The following is a 17,266-nucleotide window of genomic DNA, read 5'->3' on the forward strand; positions in this document are numbered from 1 at the left end:
ACAGAGGCGGGGCCTTTTGCAAACTGGCTTTAGTTGTCCAGCAGGGCAACATCCGAAGGATGCACGGCCAGGGGCGTTACATCGATCGCCATGTAGGGAAACAGCGGAAGGTTCCACAGGATCTCGTGCAGCCTTTCATTGTCCTTCACATCGAAGATACTCAGATTTGAGTACTGGCCGGCATTGCGCCAAATGTGCACCCACTCCCCCGCCTGCTGCAACTGGTGGGAGTAAGCCTTCTCCCGCGAAATGGTGTCGGCTTTGGTCTCTGGATCGAGATCGTGCGGGATTCTAACGTCCATGTTCACGGCAAAAAGCAAGACTCGTATCTCTTCCTGTTATCGATGAGCGGTTGATAAATAATCACGCCGGTGCGGTTGTCTTCAGGTTTGGTTATGCCCGGTCAAGTGCGAAGTTGTAAGTGACCTCGTTGCCCTTGCTTCCGGCGTTCGGCCGGGGATCCAGGATCAACTCGGGCTTCACCGCGGTGGCAATATCGTCTTCCAGGTGTTCATCACCCTGGAAGTAAAGCTGCGCTGTGACGAGCTGGTGCTCCGGCGCGGAAATCTTAAGGTGCAAATGTGCCGGCCGCCAGGCGTGCCAGCCGGCTGCTTCAATCAATGCGCCGCAGGAGCCATCAGTGGGAATCTGGTACGGGGCCGGCTGCATGGTGTTGATCCTGAAGTTCCCCTGCTCGTCGGCAAGGACGGTGCCGCGCAGGTTCCACTCGGGCAGGCCCGGTGCGAACTGCGAATAGTAGCCATCGTCGTCGGCGTGCCAGATTTCGACCTTCGCGCCGGATAGCGGCTCGCCTGCCACATTGGTGACCTGGCCCTGGAACAGGAGCGGTGTACCCGGCTCGTCACCGCGCATCGGCAAGCGGGTTTCGGCAGGAAGCTCCGGAGCGTCAGACACGTAGTACGGACCCTCAATGGTGCCCTTGGAACCTTCACGGTCCGAGGTGGCCACCTCTTCGACGACATGTTCGATCCAGACGTCCATGAACAGCGGCCATTCGCCGTCGAGACCGACCTGGATCAGCCACCCCTTGACGGCCTGGAACTCGTCATAGGTCACGTCGTGCTTGCGGATGGTGTCATAGACGGCCGACAGGACTTCCCCGGCCAGCATGCTGACCCGTTCCTTCGGCGTATCAAGACTGACTTTGTGGTTTTCAAAGTAGCGCTCAGTGGCGTTCTGGCCGGAATCGCTGGCCTTGGCCTCTTCAGTCGATGTAGTCATGACTCTTACTCCGTTCCTTCCCCACAGGTCATTCACCTAAGGGGTGTTGTCTGTTTGCGGCCTCTCCCCGAACGGGGCGCACTGGGCCGTTCGTTAGCGGCGTCGCGCTTGGCTGGATGCTTGTGACGTGCATCGCTAATGGAATCAGCCTAACCCCGCACATTAAGTATCAACAAATAGTTTTTAACACCTGATTGATATGGAAAACATTCTAAAAAATGCCTAGGACAGTCCTAGGGTCATGCCTAGTGTGACGCGTGGCACTTGCTGGAAAGGTGTCCTCCAGACCTCAGCGACGCTGTGACTGCAAACACATGAAGGAGAGACGGATGACTGAGACATTGGATGACGTCCGAAGCACTGTTGACGAGGCCGTAGTCGAAGAGCCCGACAACGGCATCTACCGCGTCAATCGCAAGATCTTCACTGACGAGGAAATCTTCGAGCTGGAGATGAAGCACATCTTCGAAGGCAACTGGATCTACTTGGCGCATGAAAGCCAAATACCCAACGTCGGAGATTACTTCACCACCAATATTGGCCGTTCGCCGATTGTCATCACCCGCAATAAGGACAACGAGCTCAACGCCATCATCAACGCCTGCAGCCACCGTGGCGCGATGCTGTGCCGGCGCAAAACGGACAACCGAACCAACTTCACCTGCCCCTTCCATGGCTGGACCTTCAACAACAGCGGAAAGCTCCTCAAGGCCAAGAACGCGCGCGGCGGCGGCTATCCGGAGCAGTTCAATAAGGACGGCTCGCATGACCTGACCAAGGTCGCCCGCTTCGAGAGCTACCGCGGCTTCCTCTTTGGATCGTTGAACCCGGACGTCAAGCCACTTGAAGAGCACTTGGGCGATACCACCAAGATCATCGACTCCATGGTCAACCAATCCCCCGAGGGACTCGAGGTGCTGCGGGGCGCCTCCACCTACACCTATGACGGCAACTGGAAGGTGCAGGCCGAAAACGGTGCCGACGGCTACCACGTCTCCTCCGTGCACTGGAACTATGCCGCCACCCAGGGCCGCCGTGATTCCGGTGAGTCAACCAACGACACCAAGACCATGGACGCGGGCAAATGGGGCCAACAAAAGGGTGGGTTCTACTCCTTTGAACACGGTCACCTGCTGCTCTGGCAGGAATGGTCCAACCCGGCGAACCGCCCGTTGTTCGACCGCCGCGAAGAGCTGGTCGGGAAGTATGGCGAAGTCATGGCCAACTTCATGATTAATGTGTCCCGCAACCTCTGCCTGTACCCGAACGTGTACCTGATGGACCAGTTCAGCTCGCAGATCCGCCACCTGAATCCGATCTCCGTCGACCAGACCGAAGTCACGATCTACTGCATCGCGCCCAAGGGTGAAAGCGACGAATCCCGGGCCAACCGGATCCGCCAGTACGAAGACTTCTTCAACGCCACCGGCATGGCAACCCCGGACGACCTCGAGGAGTTCCGCTCCTGCCAGAAGACCTTCCTGGCCGAGTCCGCCTCCTGGAACGACATGTCCCGCGGCGCCACCCATCAGATCACCGGGCCCGACGAGCAGGCCGAGGAACTGGGCATGAACCCGATCGCCTCCGGCGTCAAGACCGAAGACGAGGGTCTGTACCCCATCCAGCACAGCTACTGGCAGCAGACCATGCAGGCAGCCATTGCGCAGGAGGAAGCCGAGGAAGCAGCTGTCCGGAACGGGGCGGGCGAGGAAAAAGCTCCCGCCACCCCCTGCAGCTGAACGATCGGTACGAATAGCAGAAAGAAGGCAAACCCATGACTGCAGAAACCCTGACTGAGCCCCGCACCGTGACCCTCGAGTGCATCCGTGAGTTCCTCTACCGTGAGGCCCGCTTCCTCGATGACCGGCAGTTCGACCAGTGGGTCGACTGCTACCATCCCGAAGCCGAATTCTGGATGCCGGCCTGGGACGACAACGATGAGTTGACCGAAGACCCGCAGCGCGAGATCTCCCTGATCTACTACGCCAACCGGGGCGGGCTCGAAGACCGCGTCTTCCGGATCAAGACCGACCGCTCGGCCGCGACCAGCATTCCGGAACCGCGCACCGGCCACAACATCACCAATGTCGAAATCCTCGAGCAGCGCGGCGACGTGGTGGATATCCGGTTCAACTGGTTCACGCTCTACTTCCGCTACAAGAATGTCGACACCTATTTCGGCACCTCCTTCTACACCGTCGACTGCTCAGGCACGCAGCCGTTGATCACCAAGAAGAAGGTTGTGCTCAAGAACGACTACATCCACCACGTCGTGGACATTTACCACATCTGATCCCCCCCGACAGAGATAGGAGAAGTCTTATGAGTCACAACGTAGCCCTGGGCTTCGAAGATGGAATCACCAGGTTCATCAAAGTCGAACCCATGCAAAGCGTGGTCGAGGCCGCGTACAAGGCCCGCATCAACATTCCCTTTGACTGCGCCGACGGCGCCTGCGGGACCTGCAAGGCCTTCTGCGAGTCCGGTACGTACGACGGCGGCGAGTACATCGACGACGCGCTGACCGAAGAAGAAGCGGAGGAAGGTTACTGCCTGCCATGCCAGGTGGTGCCCGAAAGCGATCTGGTCCTGCAGATCCCGACGACGTCAGAGGCAGCCAAGACGGCGGCCGGCAAGTTCGCCGCCACGGTCAGCGACGTCCAGCATTACTCCGACACCACCATCGGCTTTACGCTCGAGGTCGAGGACCGCGAGACGCTGTCGTTCCTCTCCGGCCAGTACGTCAACATCGGCGTGCCGGGTGCCGACGTCGAACGCAGTTATTCCTTCAGCACCGGACCGGATGAAAAGCACATCTCGTTCCTGGTCCGCATCACCGACGGCGGCGCAATGTCCGGCTACCTCCGGGACCGCGCGCAGGTGGGCGATCAGCTCGAACTCGCCGGCCCGATGGGAAGCTTCTTCCTGCGGGACATCAAGCGTCCAGCCCTGCTGCTGGCCGGCGGCACCGGTTTGGCGCCGCTGCTGTCGATGCTGGAGAAAATGACGACGACGGCACCCGCCCACCCGATCCACCTCATCTACGGGGTGACCACCGATGTGGACCTGGTCGGCATGGACAAGCTGGAGCACTATGCCGGCGAGATCGACAATCTCACCTTCGATTACTGCGTGGCCGATCCGGAGAGCAGCGCCCCGAACAAGGGCTATGTCACCTCGCTGATCAAGCCGGAACACGTGAACGACGGCGACTACGACGTTTACCTGTGCGGCCCGCCGCCCATGGTCGAGGCGGTAAAGGGCTACCTCAAGTCCGAGGGCATCGAACCGGCCAACTTCTACTCCGAGAAGTTCGCCCTCGCCGTCGCGGAAGAGCCTGCAGCCGCATGAGCGTCCTCATCGCGGAACGATTCGCTGGCAAAGTATTCGTCGTTACCGGAGCCGTCCAGGGAATCGGGCTGACCGTTGCCCGCCGTTTGGCTGCGGAGCAAGCAACGGTGATGCTGGTGGACCGGTCCGAGCTGGTCCACCAGGTCGCCACGGACCTGCGCGATGCCGGCGGTGAAGCCGATTCCGTCATCGCCGACCTGGAACAGTACGAGGGTGCCGCTGCTGCGATGACGGCTGCACGGGAGCGGTTCGGACGGATCGACGGCGTTATCAATAACGTCGGAGGGACCATTTGGGCCCGTCCGTACGCCGAATACGAGCCGGAGCAGATCCAGGCCGAAATCCAGCGGTCGCTCTTTCCGACCTTGTGGTGCTGCCGTGCTGCCCTGCCGCATCTGCTGGAAGCGGACAGCGCCGTCATCGTCAATGTTTCCTCCGTCGCGACGCGCGGAATTAACCGTGTGCCGTACTCTGCAGCGAAGGGCGGGGTCAATGCCCTGACCGCCTCGTTGGCCTTGGAATACGCCGAACACGGCATCCGGGTGGTTGCCACGGCACCGGGCGGAACCGAAGCACCGCAACGGAAGGTCGCCCGCGGCCCGTCGGCGGAAGACGCGCAGGAGAAGGAGTGGTACCAGCAGGTTGTCGACCAGACAGTCGATTCATCACTGCTGAAACGCTATGGAACGCTTGAGGAACAGGCCGGAGCCATCCTGTTTCTCGCTTCCGACGAGGCGTCCTATATCACCGGTACCGTGCTGCCCGTAGCCGGAGGTGACCTGGGATAACGACGGCGGTTACAGTAAGGCGATGAGCGGCGATTCCAGTTTCCAGGGGTTCAACGGCCGCGGGCGCGAGCTCGCGGAGTTGGACCTCCGGTTGGCCCTGGCCGCTCAAGGGCAGCCGGCGATGGTCATCGTCGAAGGACCATCAGGAATTGGAAAGTCCGCCCTGCTCGAGAACTTCTTCGCGCAACACGAATCATTGCAGATCCTGAGCGGCTTTGGGGTCGAGTGGGAATCCGTTGAACCATTCGCGGTTGTCGAACAGTTAATCCGCGGCAGGGCGGATACGCCGTTGTCCGAAGCAGATTCCGCACACGACGCCATGCAGGTGGGCCGGTGCTTGCTGGAGTTGGTGCAGCAACTGCAGCAGAGCGCTCCGGTCGCCGTCGTCGTCGATGATTTGCAGTGGGCAGACCCAGCTTCCATCCGCGCCTTGTCCTACATGGTCCGCCGGCTGCATCAGGAGCGGGTGATGACGGTCGTCACCGTGAGCGATGAACACCGGGTCAATATCAGTGCGGCTGCTCAACGGTTCCTGGCCGGACACCAAAACACGGTCATCCGGGTCAATCCGCTGACCGGGGCGCAGATCCGTGATCTCGCCATGGCTGCCGCCGGGATTGAGCTGACCATTCCCGGTGCACACCATTTGGCCGCCCATACATTGGGAAATCCCTTGTACACGCGGCAACTGCTGACCGAACTGCCACCGGAAATCTGGCAACAGTGGCAGCCGGACCTGCCCGCGCCACGGGTGTTTGCCGCGGATGTGCGCGCGCGGCTGGCTCAATGCGGGCCCGCCGGACGAACGCTGGCGGAAGCTGCCTCGGTGCTGGGCAAAACCGTTCCCTTCGCCGATGCGGCCGCCCTCGCCGGAACGGAGGATTCCCTCGCGGCCTTGGACGAGGCGCAGCAGGCAGGAATACTGGCCAGTTTTGGTGGCGGTGAACGGCAAATGTTGACCTTCAACCAGCCGCTGGTCAGGGCCGCTGTCTACACTCAGCTGAGCCACACCCGCAGAGCCGACCTGCACCGGCACGCTGCACAGCTGGCTCTTTCCGCCGAACAAAGACTCAACCACCGTGCCGCGGCTTCGCCTTTGCAGAACGCCCAGTTGGCGTCGGAGTTCGAAGTACTGGCCAACGCCAAGGCCGCCACCGGTCAATGGTCCCAGACTGCGCGCGCGCTGATTACCTCCGCACGGCTCAGTCCCGAAAAGACCCTCCAGCAGAACCGGCTGCTGCACGCGGTGGACGCCCTGATCGGCGCTGGCCAACTGCCGGAGGCGATGACCTTCCTGCCGGAAGTCGAAAGCCTTGCCCCCAGCGCGGCCCGCGATACGGTTCTCGGCTATGCAGCAATCATGCGCGGCCGCCGGGCGGCGGCGGAAACATTCCTATCCAACGCCTGGGCCAGCTGCGACCGTTCGGCCGATCCAGCCACCGCCGCCGTCGTCGCCCAACGCTACGTGCTGCACGCCCTGGCCCAATGGAACGGACCGGAACTCGTCGAATGGTCGCACGCCACTGTCGCTTTGGCGGAACCCGGCAGCCCTCCCGGAGTGGAGGCAGAGGCGATTGCCGGGCTGGGGCTGGTGGCAATGGGCAGGAAGGCCGAGGCGTTCGAGCACTACGCGAAGGTAGCCGCCCGGGTCCCCGAAGGTGCGCAAACCCAACGCGTCCAATTAGGTTACGGCTGGGCGCACCTTGCCTTCGATGATCCACAGGCCGCGCGCAACGAGCTCGAGGCCGCGATTCCGACTGAATACGCCGCCGGTTCCATGCGCATCTCGCTCTGGTCACAGGCGTGGCTCGCCCGAACGCAGTTTGTGCTCGGCGACTGGGACGCGGCCATCCGGACTGTCGAAGAGGCCGAGCGGCAGCTGGAAACGGCCGACATGGATCTGATCCGCCCGCTGGTTCACTGGACCGCGACCCAGGTCCATGCTCTGCGGGGAAATTGGGAGCTGGCCCGGTCGCATATGGAGAAGGCCCGCGCGAGCGACCAGAGCTACGTCACCATGCTGATTCCGGCCCGCCTGGCGCAGGCCCAGTTCGCGGAGGCGCAAGGCGACTATCCCGCCGTCGTACGCGCTTTGGAACCACTGGTAAAGCTGTCCCCGGGAGCGGATGAATCGGGCTTCTGGCCGTGGCACGATACCTACGCCAATGCGCTCGTGATGACAGACCGGGTTGCTGAAGCCAGCGATTTCATCACCCCTTATGAGCAGCATGCGGCAGAGCGCGGCCATCGTTCCGCTGCCGCCCGGATGGCCTACGTCAGGGGCCGGATTCTCGGGGCACAGGGTCTTCTCGGGGAAGCCAGGGAAAGTTTCGACCATGCCTTGGCTCAACTGGAGCCCGTGTCCCTGCCCTACCTGCGGGCGCGGGTGCAGTTCGCCTACGGCATGACCTTGCGTCGGGCAGGCAAACGGGCCGAAGCAGCCGGACTGTTGCACGCCGCGGGGGACGCTTTCGGCTTCCTGGGCGCACAGGCCTATGTGGACCGTTGCAACCGGGAGCTCAAAGCCAGCGGCGTCGATATTGCCCGCAGGGATGATTCCGATCCGGTGTCACTGACCGCCCAGGAACAGGCAGTGGCGAATCTGGTCGCACAGGGCAAAAGCAACAAGGAGGTGGCCCGGGATCTTTACGTCACGGTCAAGACGATTCAGTACCACCTGACCCGGATCTACGGGAAGTTCGGCATCAGGTCACGCGGTGAACTGGCCGCCCGCTACCGCCCGGATGCGGACGCCGACGCCGGGAAGCCCTGACCGGGCACTCGGCCCGGCCCGCGGCTCCACAAGATGCGCGGCTCTCCCCCGGGCTACGCTATTGGTCCTGCCGGTACCTGGCCAGCTTCTCGTCATCGATGGCGGCCCCGACGCCGGGAACCTCGCGGGCGTTGATCCGGCCGTCCTGGATCAGCAGCGGATCGGCCAGCAGATCGTCACTCATATCCAGGAAGTTGGACAGCTCTCCGGCCCGGCGGGTCGTGGCTTCGAAGGCGGAACCGAAGGTTACCGACGCGAGCGTACCAATTTGCGTGTCGATCTGGTTCCCAATAACGACGTCGATCCCAAGCCCTTCGCACAGTGACAGGATCCGCTGGGCTTCGGTAAAGCCGCTGCGCGCCGTCTTGATGCTGATGGCATTGCAGCCACCGGCCAGAAGTTCACGCGAGACATCGCCCGCGGTCGGAACACTCTCGTCGCCGACGATCGGAATCGGAGACTTGTCGACCAGCCGCTTCCGGCTCATCGTCTCCTTCGCGTCACAGGGCTCCTCCAGCAATGACAGGCCCAGCCCGTCGGTCCGCCGCAAAACCTCCATCGCTTCGTTGGCCGTCCAGCCGCGGTTCGCATCCAGGTAGATGTCGGTCTCCTGCCCCAACCCATCCCGCAGCACGTGGCACGCTTCGATGTCGAGCCCGATCGGTCGCCGTCCAACCTTGAGCTTGAAGGTGTCAATACCGTACTGGTCCCGCATTTTCAGGGCCTCGTCCAGCAGCATCTGCGACTCCGCGAAACCGAGCATGTGCGAGACCCGCATGCCGTCGGTGAATCCGCCCAGCATTGAGGACACGGGCAGACCGGCAAGCTGGCCGATGATGTCCCATACCGCAATGTCGATTCCACCCTTGGCCGTATTGTTGTGCACCGTGCGGTTCAGCCTGGCGTGGATCTTCTCCCGGTCCAGCGGGTCCAGGCCCAGAAGCGACGGGGCAAAAATCTGATCGACGACGGCGACAATCGACGCCTGAGTCTCGCCATAGGTATACGGACGCGGAGGCGTATCGGCAATGCCGGTCACGCCGTCGTCGGTGGTCACCCGGATGAGCACATGCTCTGCCGCCTCCACCTCGCCGCTGGCGAACTTCAGCGGCTTACGGTACGGAATCGAGTAGGGAATGGCTTCCAGTTTGGCGATCTTCACGAATCGGTGTCCTTCTTATTGATGTTTTCGACCAGGGAGACGAAATTCCGCAGCAGGGCCGAGTCCGACCCGCGGCGCCAGGCCACGGCCAATTCCACCTCCGGTGCATCTGCCAGTTCCCGGATGACAACATTGTTGATGGCAAAAGTGGTCGCCGTCGCAGGCACCAGCGCGACTCCGGCGCCGGCGGCAACGAACGAGAGCAGCGCCGACGTCTCGCTGGCTTCCTGCACGATCCGCGGATAGAAGCCCGCTTGCCGGCAGGCGTCGATGGCCGTTTCCGCCACGGCCGAATCGCTCGGATAGCTCACGAAGGACTCTTCCTCCAGCTGCTCCAGGCTGAGCACCTCGTATTCGGCGAGGCGCGAATCGGCCGGCAGCACCACGACCAACGGATCCTTGCCGATCACGCTGACATCAAGCTCCGCCGTGCGGACCGGCGGGCGCAGGACCGCCACGTCGAGCCGATACTCCAGCAGGCTGGAAACGAGTTGCGGCGTCAATTGCTCACCGCGGATCTTCAGCACGAGTCCCGGCAGTTCTTCTTTGGCATGGCGCACGACCTGGGGCATCAACCCGTAAGTGGCTGAGCCGGTGAAGCCGACCCGCAGGATGCCCTGGACACCCCCACCGACCTGCCGAACGTCGTTCTCCAAGGTCTGCAGCTCTTCCACAATGCGTCTGCCGCGTTCCAGCAGCAGCTCCCCCGCCTCGGTCAACGCAACCTTGCGGGTGGTGCGGTTGAACAGCTTCGTTCCCAGCTCCTGTTCCAGCTGACGGATCTGCTGCGATAACGGCGGCTGGGCAATGTTCAGCATCGCCGCTGCCCGTCCGAAATGACGGTGTTCAGCCACGGCTATGAAATAGCGCAGATGCCGGATGTCCATCTAAGCATCTTAGGGAGTTACATTATGAAAGGGAAATACTATTTACGACCCTATTTATATTCTCCACCTACCAATGGTTTGCCTGGGGCTCACACCATGTCCTCCATCATCCGGGCAAGGATGTCATTCATGGCCAGCAGTCCGACAAGCTGGTTGCCCTCGACGACGACGAGCCGGTTGAGGTGGTATCGGCTCATCAGCGTCGCGGCCTGGCGCAAGGACAACTCTGCGCCCACGGTGATCGCAGGGATCGTGGCGGCGTCGTAGACATTGAGGAGATCCATGTCCCCTTCTTCCGCGACTACGCTGTGCAAAAGTTCGCTGTAGGTCAGCAATCCATAGGCATCATGGGCGTGCTGCCCCTCCACCACGAGACTCTTAACCTGACGCTCCTTCATCGCGGACATCGCCTCGCGCAGGGTGCTGTAAGGGGAAATGGTGACGACTTTTGGAACCATGACATCTTTTACGGTGAGCATCTCTTTCCTCCTGATGAATCCCCCACGCCGGCTTCAGTCGTCCTCATGGCGCAGATAGTCTTCGAATTTGCCTACCTGGCGCAAGTCGATTCCGGTCAAATGTTCAATCGGAATTGCGAAGGCAAGGCCCCGCGATTCGGTCCCCTTCACCAGAAGCGGGTGCAGCGCCTTGAGGATCGGAGCGGTAAGGTGCCGTCCGACCACCATCAGGAGCACGGATTGTGTTCCCTCAAAGGTCAGCCCGAGGAATGACTTCTTCGCTTCGCCGCCGATGCCCTTGCCGGCCAGAATGGTTACGCCTGTGGCGCCCGCCCGTTGGGCGTACTCAATCGCCTTATCTTCATAATCATCGGGGGCGATGACGACTATGGCGGTGAATTTCACGATGCTTCCTTCCGAAGCCGAGGAAATCTCTCCATCATGATGGCATAGATCATGACGGAGATCACGGGAAAGATGGAGGCGAACGCGATCAATCCGAAACCGTCGATCAACGCATCACGTCCATCAATCGTGGTGGCCAGGCCAAGACCAAGGGCGGTGACCAGCGGCACCGTGATTTCCGACGTCGTGACCCCGCCAAGGTCGAAGGCCAGGGCGACGATATACCTGGGCGTAAAGAGCATCAGCACCAGCGCTGTCACGTAGGCGGCCATGATGAAGTACTGGAAGGGGCCGCCAACGAGAATGCGGTACACGCCAAAGCTGATGCCGAGTGCCACTCCAACAGCGACAACGAGCCGGATCCCGAAGGCGCTGATCCTCCCGGGAGACGCCTCCTGAGCCTGTTCGCCGATCGCCAGCAGAGCAGGTTCGGCCATGGTCGTGGCAAAACCAATGAGCAGGGCGAAGAGCAGGATAAGGGCCGGCACACCCTGCTCGATCAACTGCTCCGCCATGACTGTTCCCAGCGGAAACAGCCCGAGCTTGAGCCCGACGACGAAGGCATACAGACCGACGACGACCATCAGGAAGCCGACGACGACCCGCGTCGGGTGGGACAGTCTGCGCCGGAGTGCAACGTACTGGAAGAAGACAACAACGGCCACCATGGGCAGAACTTCCCGGAGCGTCTCGGCCAGGCCAACAATGGCGCTGATCACCGAGAGCGGCGGATCTTCCCCGGCTTCCAGTCCCGGTACGGTGCCACCGCCACCAAAGGTGTAGACCCAGATGCCGTACAGCTGAACGCCGATCATGGGAACCATCACGCAGAGTGCCACCAGACCAAAACCGTCCGCCAACTGGCTGCGGCCCCGGATGGAATTGGCCAGTCCGAGGCCGATGGCCGCGATCAGCGGAACACTCACGATGTTGGTCGTGACTCCGCCCGAATCGTAGGCAAGGCCGATGATCTCCTCCGGGGCGGCAAAACTGAGCGCCAGCACCACCCCGTATCCAACAATCAGCAGCTTGTGGATCGGCCACCCGCGCAGCACCCGCATTATGCCCAGGACCAGGACAAGACCCACCGAGACGGCAATGACAAGACGCAGGGTCATCCCGTTAATCCGGCCATCGCTGACTGATTGCGCCTGTTGCGCGACGGCGATTACCGCAGGTTCCGCTATGGAGGCGGCGAAACCGATGGCGAACCCGAAGGGCAGCAGCAGTCCGAGAGCGCCGCGCCGGACGAACTGGTTGGCCAGGTTCTTGCCAACCGGAAAGACGCTCAGGTCCAGGCCCTGCAGGAACAGGGCAATGCCCAGGCCGACGATCAGCAACCCGATCACAAGGCTCACCGGATTATCCGGCATGGAACGGAACACCAGCAGTTGGAAAATCACGACGACGGCCACGATGGGCAGGAGGTTCTTGAGCGCCTTAAGGAATTCGCGAGCGAATTGGCTGAGGTGCTCCATTGGGTCCTCTCCCAGTGCTGTCTGCGGGTACCTCGGTCTTCAATCTTCCCTTAAGCAGGCAATGCCCCTCCCATCACGGGAAGGGCATTGCACACTTCAGTCGGTTCCGGCCGGGGTGGTCCTAGCCGGCGAACCGTTCCTTCAACTGCTCCAGCTGGTCGCGCAGACCATCCGGCAACGAGTCGCCAAAGCGCTCGTACCACTGCTCGATACCCTCAAGTTCGGCCTCCCACTCCTCCGGCTTGACCGCAAGCGCCTCGTCGATCTGCTCCTGGCTGATCCCCAGTCCTTCGATGTCCAGCGAACCGGGCGCCGGCACGTAGCCGATCGGCGTCTCGGCTGCCTCTGCGGTTCCTTCGATCCGGTCGATGACCCACTTCAGCACGCGGGTGTTCTCGCTGAAGCCCGGCCACAGGAATCCGCCGTCGGCATCCCTGCGGAACCAGTTGACCAGGAAGATCTTCGGCAGCAGCTCCTGGTTGGCGGCTCCGCTGAGTTTGATCCAGTGCTGGAGGTAATCGCCTGCGTCGTAGCCGATGAAGGGCAGCATCGCCATCGGATCGCGGCGGACGACGCCGACCTGGCCGGAAGCGGCGGCGGTCGTTTCCGATGACAGGGTTGAGCCCATGAAAATCCCGTTGGTCCAGTCACGCGCCTCGGTCACGAGTGGGACGGTGGTCTTGCGCCGGCCGCCGAACAGGATGGCGGAGATGGGAACACCGTCAGGTTCGTTATATTCCTCGGCGAGCATGTCGATCTGGTCGATCGGTGTGCAGAACCGGGAATTCGGGTGTGCTGCCGGGTGGTCCATCTCCGGCGTCCACTCGTTGCCCTGCCAGTCGATCAGGTGTTCCGGGGTTTCCTTGGACATGCCCTCCCACCAGACACCGCCGTCGTCGGTCAATGCCACGTTGGTGAAGATGGAGTTGCCCTTGACGATGGCGCGCATCGCATTGGGGTTGGTGCCCCAGCCGGTGCCGGGGGCGACGCCAAAGAGACCTGCCTCCGGGTTGACGGCCCGGATTTCGCCATTATCGCCGAACCGCATCCAGGTGATGTCGTCGCCGAGTGTTTCGACGTGCCATCCCTCGAGGGTCGGGTCGAGCAGGGCCAGGTTGGTCTTGCCGCAAGCGGAGGGAAATGCCGCGGAGATGTAGTACGTCTTGTTCTCCGGGCTTGTCAGCTTGAGGATCAGCATGTGCTCGGCGAGCCAACCTTCGTCGCGGGCCATCACCGAGGCGATGCGCAGGGCATAGCATTTCTTGCCGAGCAGGGCATTGCCGCCATAGCCGGAGCCGTAAGACCAGATGGAGCGCTCCTCGGGGAAGTGCACGATCCATTTGTCCTCATTGCACGGCCACTGGACGTCCTCCTCGCCCGGTTCGAGCGGAGCTCCGACCGAGTGCAGGGCGGGAACGTAGAAGGCGTCCAACTCTGTCATTTTGTTCAGGACATCGGTGCCGATGCGGGCCATGATCCGCATGGAGGCGACCACGTAGGCACTGTCGGTGATTTCGACGCCGAATTTCGGATCCTTGGCATCAAGGTGGCCCATCACAAACGGGATCACGTACATGGTCCGTCCGCGCATAGAGCCATCGAACAAGCCCTTGAGCTTGGTCTTCATCTCGGCCGGGTCCATCCAGTTATTGGTAAAACCGGCGTCGTGCTTGTTTTCCGAGCAGATAAAGGTCTGCTCTTCGACCCTGGCAACGTCCTTTGGGTCGGAGAAGGCCGCAAACGAGTTGGGGAAAGTCTCCGGGTTCAACCGGGTCAGTGTTCCGGCATCAACAAGGTGGCCCGTGAGCCGCGCATACTCTTCTTCAGTACCGTTGACCCAGTAGATAGCCTCCGGCTTGGTCAATTGCGCAGTCTCACGCACCCACTCAAGCAGCCCTGCATGAGTCGTAGGCGCATTATTGAGAGCATCTTGCACAGTCTGCGGTGTCGCAGTTGGCTCAGCGGAATCTTCCATCAGAAGTTGACGCGCAGCATCGCCCATGACTCTTCCCTTCCTTGGGTCTGTGGTGTGACTAAATGCTATGGGTCCGTAATGCGGGCAGAATGGGGATCTTCATGTAGCGGCGGTATACTGGGTGCCGCTGATCCGCGGATTGCCGGGGTTTTGACTGTCCGCCGGCCGCGCTGGATGTGATAAAGGTCACCTAGACCGGTATAGCAATAGCGTCGCTCAAACTGACATCGGGCGGGCGATTCGCAACGAATATCGAAACACGCTAAAGTGGTCTACGGCCCGCGAGGGCCATGCGCCCGTAGCTCAACGGATAGAGCATCTGACTACGGATCAGAAGGTTGTAGGTTCGAATCCTGTCGGGCGCACATTTGAAGAACACCCCCGGAAGCGAAAGCCCCGCCGGGGTGTTCTGTTTTAAGCTTCACCGGCAACAGCCAGGATCCCGTTGATCCTTTCCCGGAATCCATCGAAGTGCTGGCCGAGCCGGTCCACCGCGGCGGCCTTGTCGCCTCCGGCCACGGCTTGAAAAAGCTGGCGATGCAGCTCTGCCGCGGCCGCCGGATCACCGGTTGCACCGCCGTCGTCCTGCTGGATTCTCAAGTCAATACCCCGAAAGACGCTCACCAGATGGGTCAGAAGCTCATTTCCCAGCGGCCGGAACAGTCTGCGGTGGAATTCCTCCTCAGCTTCCGCAGTATCTTCGCCCTGTGAGGCGGAATGCTCCATCTGGTCCAAAGCCGCCTCAAGAGCTTCCAGATCCGCTGAATCCATTGAGTCCATGGCAGCGCCGATCAGGGCGGATTCAACAGTTTGCCGGGCATTGACCAACTCCAGGGCTTCCGCGCCTTGATGCCGCAGCGACAACCGCCCGCGGAAGGTCAGCCCATCAGTCAGGGCCGCAAAATTCGACGGTGCCACGAACATGCCGAACCCGTGGCGGATTTCGATCACGCCTACTGCCTGCAGGACCTTCAACGATTCGCGGAGGGTATTGCGGCCGACGCCGAGTGCCAGGCAAAGCTCGCTCTCGGTGGGCAAGGAATCGCCCACGTCCAGCTCCCGGGCCAGGATCAGCTCCATGATGTCCGCCTGCAGGGCGCGCAACCGGCTCTGGGCACTGAAGCGCGGTGGTGTGGCCGGTGAGATCACGTCCCTCTCTCCTGGACTCTGATTCCCCCATGGTCTCTAAACATATATCGGTTGCCCGGGGCTCATCAATGGCATCAATGGGTAACGCCCCCGCTATCGGCCCTTGCCACTCCTGCGTGGCGGTGACAGTCTCGTTCTATGGGCACAGAGACTTCATCGCAGCTTTCCACCGACGTCGTTATCCTGGGCGCCGGAGCAGTCGGCGAAAATGCCGCCGACCGCGTGGTCAAGGGTGGGCTGAAAGCGGTTCTGGTCGAGTCCGAGCTCGTGGGCGGTGAGTGTTCCTATTGGGCCTGCATGCCTTCGAAGGCGCTGCTGCGACCGGGCATCGCGCTGCACGGCGCACAGGCGGTGGCCGGTTCACGCGAAGCCGCGGACGGCCGGCTTGATGCGCAGGCCGTCCTGAAGCGCCGGGACTCCTTTACCTCGAATTGGGACGACTCGGGACAGGCGGAGTGGGTCGCCGGAGCGGGTATCGAGCTGGTCCGCGGCCGGGGCCGCCTCAGCGCCGAGCGGCAGGTGGAGGTTACCGACGACGACGGCAACGTCACCAGCATTACCGCGCGTCACGCCGTCGTCATCGCCACCGGCTCCGCTCCTAGCGTGCCACCGATTGAAGGGCTGGACTCGGTGACGTACTGGGGCACCCGCGAGGCGACATCGGCGCAGGAAATTCCGCCGCGGCTCGCCGTGATCGGCGGCGGAGTGGCCGGAACCGAACTCGCCCAGGCCTTCTCGCGGCTGGGCTCCAAAGTGACCATGATTGTCCGTGGCTCCCTGCTGAACACCTTTCCCGAGCAGGCCGGCAAGTTGGTTTCGACGGCGCTGGCCGAAGAGGGCATCGATATCCGCACCGGCGCTGAGGCGGCTTCCGTCAGCCAGGGTGATGACGGCGTCGTGCATCTGACGCTGAAGGACGGTTCCACTCTGGACGCCGACCAGCTGCTGGTATCAACAGGCCGCCATCCGGCGACCCAGGAACTCGGGCTCGACGTCGTCGGTATTGAGCCGCAGGACCTCTCCGTGGACGTGTCCGGCCGGGTAGGAGGCGCCGGTTGGCTGTATGCCGTCGGGGACGCGGCGGGCAAGGTCCTGCTAACGCATCAGGGGAAGTACGAGGCACGTGCCACCGGTGACGCCATTGTCGCCAGGGCGGAGTTGGAGCTGACTGAGGACGTGCAACCGTGGAGCCGTTATGCCCACACTGCCGACGACTGCGCCGTTCCGCAGGTGGTCTTTACCGATCCCGAAGTGGCCATGGTGGGGCTGACGCTCGAGCAGGCCAGACAGAGGGGCATGAATGTTTCCTCGACTGAGATGGATATCGCTGTTGCCGGTTCCGCGCTGCAGGCGGATGGCTATAAGGGCTGGGCGCAAATGGTCGTTGATGAGGATCGTAAGGTGATCGCTGGCATGACGTTTGCCGGGCAGGACGTGGCTGAACTGCTGCACGCGGCGACCATCGCCGTCGTCGGCCAGGTTCCGTTGAAGCGGCTCTGGCATGCCGTGCCTGCCTACCCGACGATCAGCGAAATCTGGTTGCGGCTGCTGGAGAAGTACGGGCTGTAAAGTACGGACTGTGAATGGTGCTTGTCCGG

General features: G+C 61.9%; 15 protein-coding genes and 1 tRNA gene. 7 read left to right on the forward strand and 9 right to left on the reverse strand.

Features of this window, described 5'->3' with window-relative positions; genetic code table 11:
* Positions 1-29 precede the first annotated feature (29 nt).
* Positions 30-308: a muconolactone Delta-isomerase family protein gene (locus ACX80B_RS16125; RefSeq protein ID WP_459298011.1), complete on the reverse strand. Its 279-nt coding sequence runs from the start codon at positions 306-308 to the stop codon at positions 30-32.
* An 85-nt stretch (positions 309-393) separates the two neighbouring features.
* Positions 394-1,242 carry a catechol 1,2-dioxygenase gene (catA, locus tag ACX80B_RS16130; RefSeq protein WP_459298012.1) on the reverse strand — a complete coding sequence of 283 codons (849 nt, stop codon included), beginning with the start codon at positions 1,240-1,242 and terminating at the stop codon, positions 394-396.
* Between the two features lie 329 nt (positions 1,243-1,571).
* On the opposite strand from catA, the gene benA reads away from it, so the two are divergent.
* The 5 genes from benA to ACX80B_RS16155 are packed head-to-tail and all read left to right on the forward strand — an operon-like array spanning position 1,572 to position 8,154.
* On the forward strand, positions 1,572-2,981 hold the full coding sequence (benA, locus tag ACX80B_RS16135) for a benzoate 1,2-dioxygenase large subunit (protein ID WP_459298014.1): 1,410 nt from the start codon (positions 1,572-1,574) through the stop codon (positions 2,979-2,981).
* Positions 2,982-3,016: 35 nt separating this feature from the next.
* Complete coding sequence (gene benB / locus ACX80B_RS16140; protein WP_459298016.1) at positions 3,017-3,535, forward strand: benzoate 1,2-dioxygenase small subunit; 519 nt, start codon at positions 3,017-3,019, stop codon at positions 3,533-3,535.
* 29 nt (positions 3,536-3,564) lie between these two features.
* Complete coding sequence (gene benC / locus ACX80B_RS16145; RefSeq protein ID WP_459298018.1) at positions 3,565-4,593, forward strand: benzoate 1,2-dioxygenase electron transfer component BenC; 1,029 nt, start codon at positions 3,565-3,567, stop codon at positions 4,591-4,593.
* The gene (locus tag ACX80B_RS16150; protein WP_459298020.1) at positions 4,590-5,381 is read left to right on the forward strand and encodes a 1,6-dihydroxycyclohexa-2,4-diene-1-carboxylate dehydrogenase; all 792 of its coding nucleotides are present in this window, start codon (positions 4,590-4,592) and stop codon (positions 5,379-5,381) included. The genes benC and ACX80B_RS16150 overlap by 4 nt, the downstream gene beginning before the upstream one ends.
* Positions 5,382-5,403: 22 nt before the next feature.
* On the forward strand, positions 5,404-8,154 hold the full coding sequence (locus tag ACX80B_RS16155; protein WP_459298022.1) for a helix-turn-helix transcriptional regulator: 2,751 nt from the start codon (positions 5,404-5,406) through the stop codon (positions 8,152-8,154).
* A gap of 58 nt (positions 8,155-8,212) precedes the next feature.
* On the opposite strand, the gene ACX80B_RS16160 is transcribed toward ACX80B_RS16155, so the two are convergent.
* From ACX80B_RS16160 to ACX80B_RS16185, 6 genes are all read right to left on the reverse strand, one after another.
* Positions 8,213-9,316, reverse strand: a complete 1,104-nt coding sequence (locus ACX80B_RS16160) for a mandelate racemase/muconate lactonizing enzyme family protein (RefSeq protein ID WP_459298024.1) — start codon at positions 9,314-9,316, stop codon at positions 8,213-8,215.
* The gene (locus tag ACX80B_RS16165) at positions 9,313-10,203 is read right to left on the reverse strand and encodes a LysR substrate-binding domain-containing protein (RefSeq protein WP_459298026.1); all 891 of its coding nucleotides are present in this window, start codon (positions 10,201-10,203) and stop codon (positions 9,313-9,315) included. The genes ACX80B_RS16160 and ACX80B_RS16165 overlap by 4 nt, the downstream gene beginning before the upstream one ends.
* A gap of 89 nt (positions 10,204-10,292) precedes the next feature.
* A complete protein-coding gene (locus ACX80B_RS16170; RefSeq protein ID WP_459298028.1) occupies positions 10,293-10,682 on the reverse strand; it encodes a CBS domain-containing protein in 390 nt (129 codons plus the stop codon).
* A gap of 33 nt (positions 10,683-10,715) precedes the next feature.
* Positions 10,716-11,066, reverse strand: a complete 351-nt coding sequence (locus tag ACX80B_RS16175; protein WP_459298030.1) for a P-II family nitrogen regulator — start codon at positions 11,064-11,066, stop codon at positions 10,716-10,718.
* Positions 11,063-12,544 carry a DUF1538 domain-containing protein gene (locus tag ACX80B_RS16180; protein ID WP_459298032.1) on the reverse strand — a complete coding sequence of 494 codons (1,482 nt, stop codon included), beginning with the start codon at positions 12,542-12,544 and terminating at the stop codon, positions 11,063-11,065. The genes ACX80B_RS16175 and ACX80B_RS16180 overlap by 4 nt, the downstream gene beginning before the upstream one ends.
* Positions 12,545-12,665: 121 nt before the next feature.
* Complete coding sequence (locus ACX80B_RS16185; RefSeq protein ID WP_459298137.1) at positions 12,666-14,519, reverse strand: phosphoenolpyruvate carboxykinase (GTP); 1,854 nt, start codon at positions 14,517-14,519, stop codon at positions 12,666-12,668.
* A gap of 292 nt (positions 14,520-14,811) precedes the next feature.
* Between ACX80B_RS16185 and ACX80B_RS16190 the strand changes: the two genes are divergently transcribed.
* Positions 14,812-14,884, forward strand: a tRNA-Arg gene (locus ACX80B_RS16190).
* Positions 14,885-14,933: 49 nt separating this feature from the next.
* On the opposite strand, the gene ACX80B_RS16195 is transcribed toward ACX80B_RS16190, so the two are convergent.
* Positions 14,934-15,668 (reverse strand): FadR/GntR family transcriptional regulator, encoded by a 735-nt coding sequence (locus ACX80B_RS16195; protein WP_459298034.1) that lies wholly within the window; start codon positions 15,666-15,668, stop codon positions 14,934-14,936.
* Between the two features lie 138 nt (positions 15,669-15,806).
* On the opposite strand from ACX80B_RS16195, the gene ACX80B_RS16200 reads away from it, so the two are divergent.
* Positions 15,807-17,237 (forward strand): dihydrolipoyl dehydrogenase family protein, encoded by a 1,431-nt coding sequence (locus tag ACX80B_RS16200; RefSeq protein WP_459298036.1) that lies wholly within the window; start codon positions 15,807-15,809, stop codon positions 17,235-17,237.
* The last annotated feature ends 29 nt before the right edge of the window (positions 17,238-17,266 follow it).

Source organism: Arthrobacter monumenti (assembly GCF_054511255.1).

Coding starts and splice junctions, on each gene's coding strand:
- ACX80B_RS16155 (WP_459298022.1), top strand. CDS start 5,404: ATGAGCGGCGATTCCAGTTTCCAGGGGTTCAACGGCCGCGGGCGCGAG.
- ACX80B_RS16200 (WP_459298036.1), top strand. CDS start 15,807: ATGGGCACAGAGACTTCATCGCAGCTTTCCACCGACGTCGTTATCCTG.
- benB (WP_459298016.1), top strand. CDS start 3,017: ATGACTGCAGAAACCCTGACTGAGCCCCGCACCGTGACCCTCGAGTGC.
- ACX80B_RS16150 (WP_459298020.1), top strand. CDS start 4,590: ATGAGCGTCCTCATCGCGGAACGATTCGCTGGCAAAGTATTCGTCGTT.
- ACX80B_RS16180 (WP_459298032.1), bottom strand. CDS start 12,544: ATGGAGCACCTCAGCCAATTCGCTCGCGAATTCCTTAAGGCGCTCAAG.
- benC (WP_459298018.1), top strand. CDS start 3,565: ATGAGTCACAACGTAGCCCTGGGCTTCGAAGATGGAATCACCAGGTTC.
- ACX80B_RS16185 (WP_459298137.1), bottom strand. CDS start 14,519: ATGGAAGATTCCGCTGAGCCAACTGCGACACCGCAGACTGTGCAAGAT.
- benA (WP_459298014.1), top strand. CDS start 1,572: ATGACTGAGACATTGGATGACGTCCGAAGCACTGTTGACGAGGCCGTA.
- ACX80B_RS16170 (WP_459298028.1), bottom strand. CDS start 10,682: ATGCTCACCGTAAAAGATGTCATGGTTCCAAAAGTCGTCACCATTTCC.
- catA (WP_459298012.1), bottom strand. CDS start 1,242: ATGACTACATCGACTGAAGAGGCCAAGGCCAGCGATTCCGGCCAGAAC.
- ACX80B_RS16165 (WP_459298026.1), bottom strand. CDS start 10,203: ATGGACATCCGGCATCTGCGCTATTTCATAGCCGTGGCTGAACACCGT.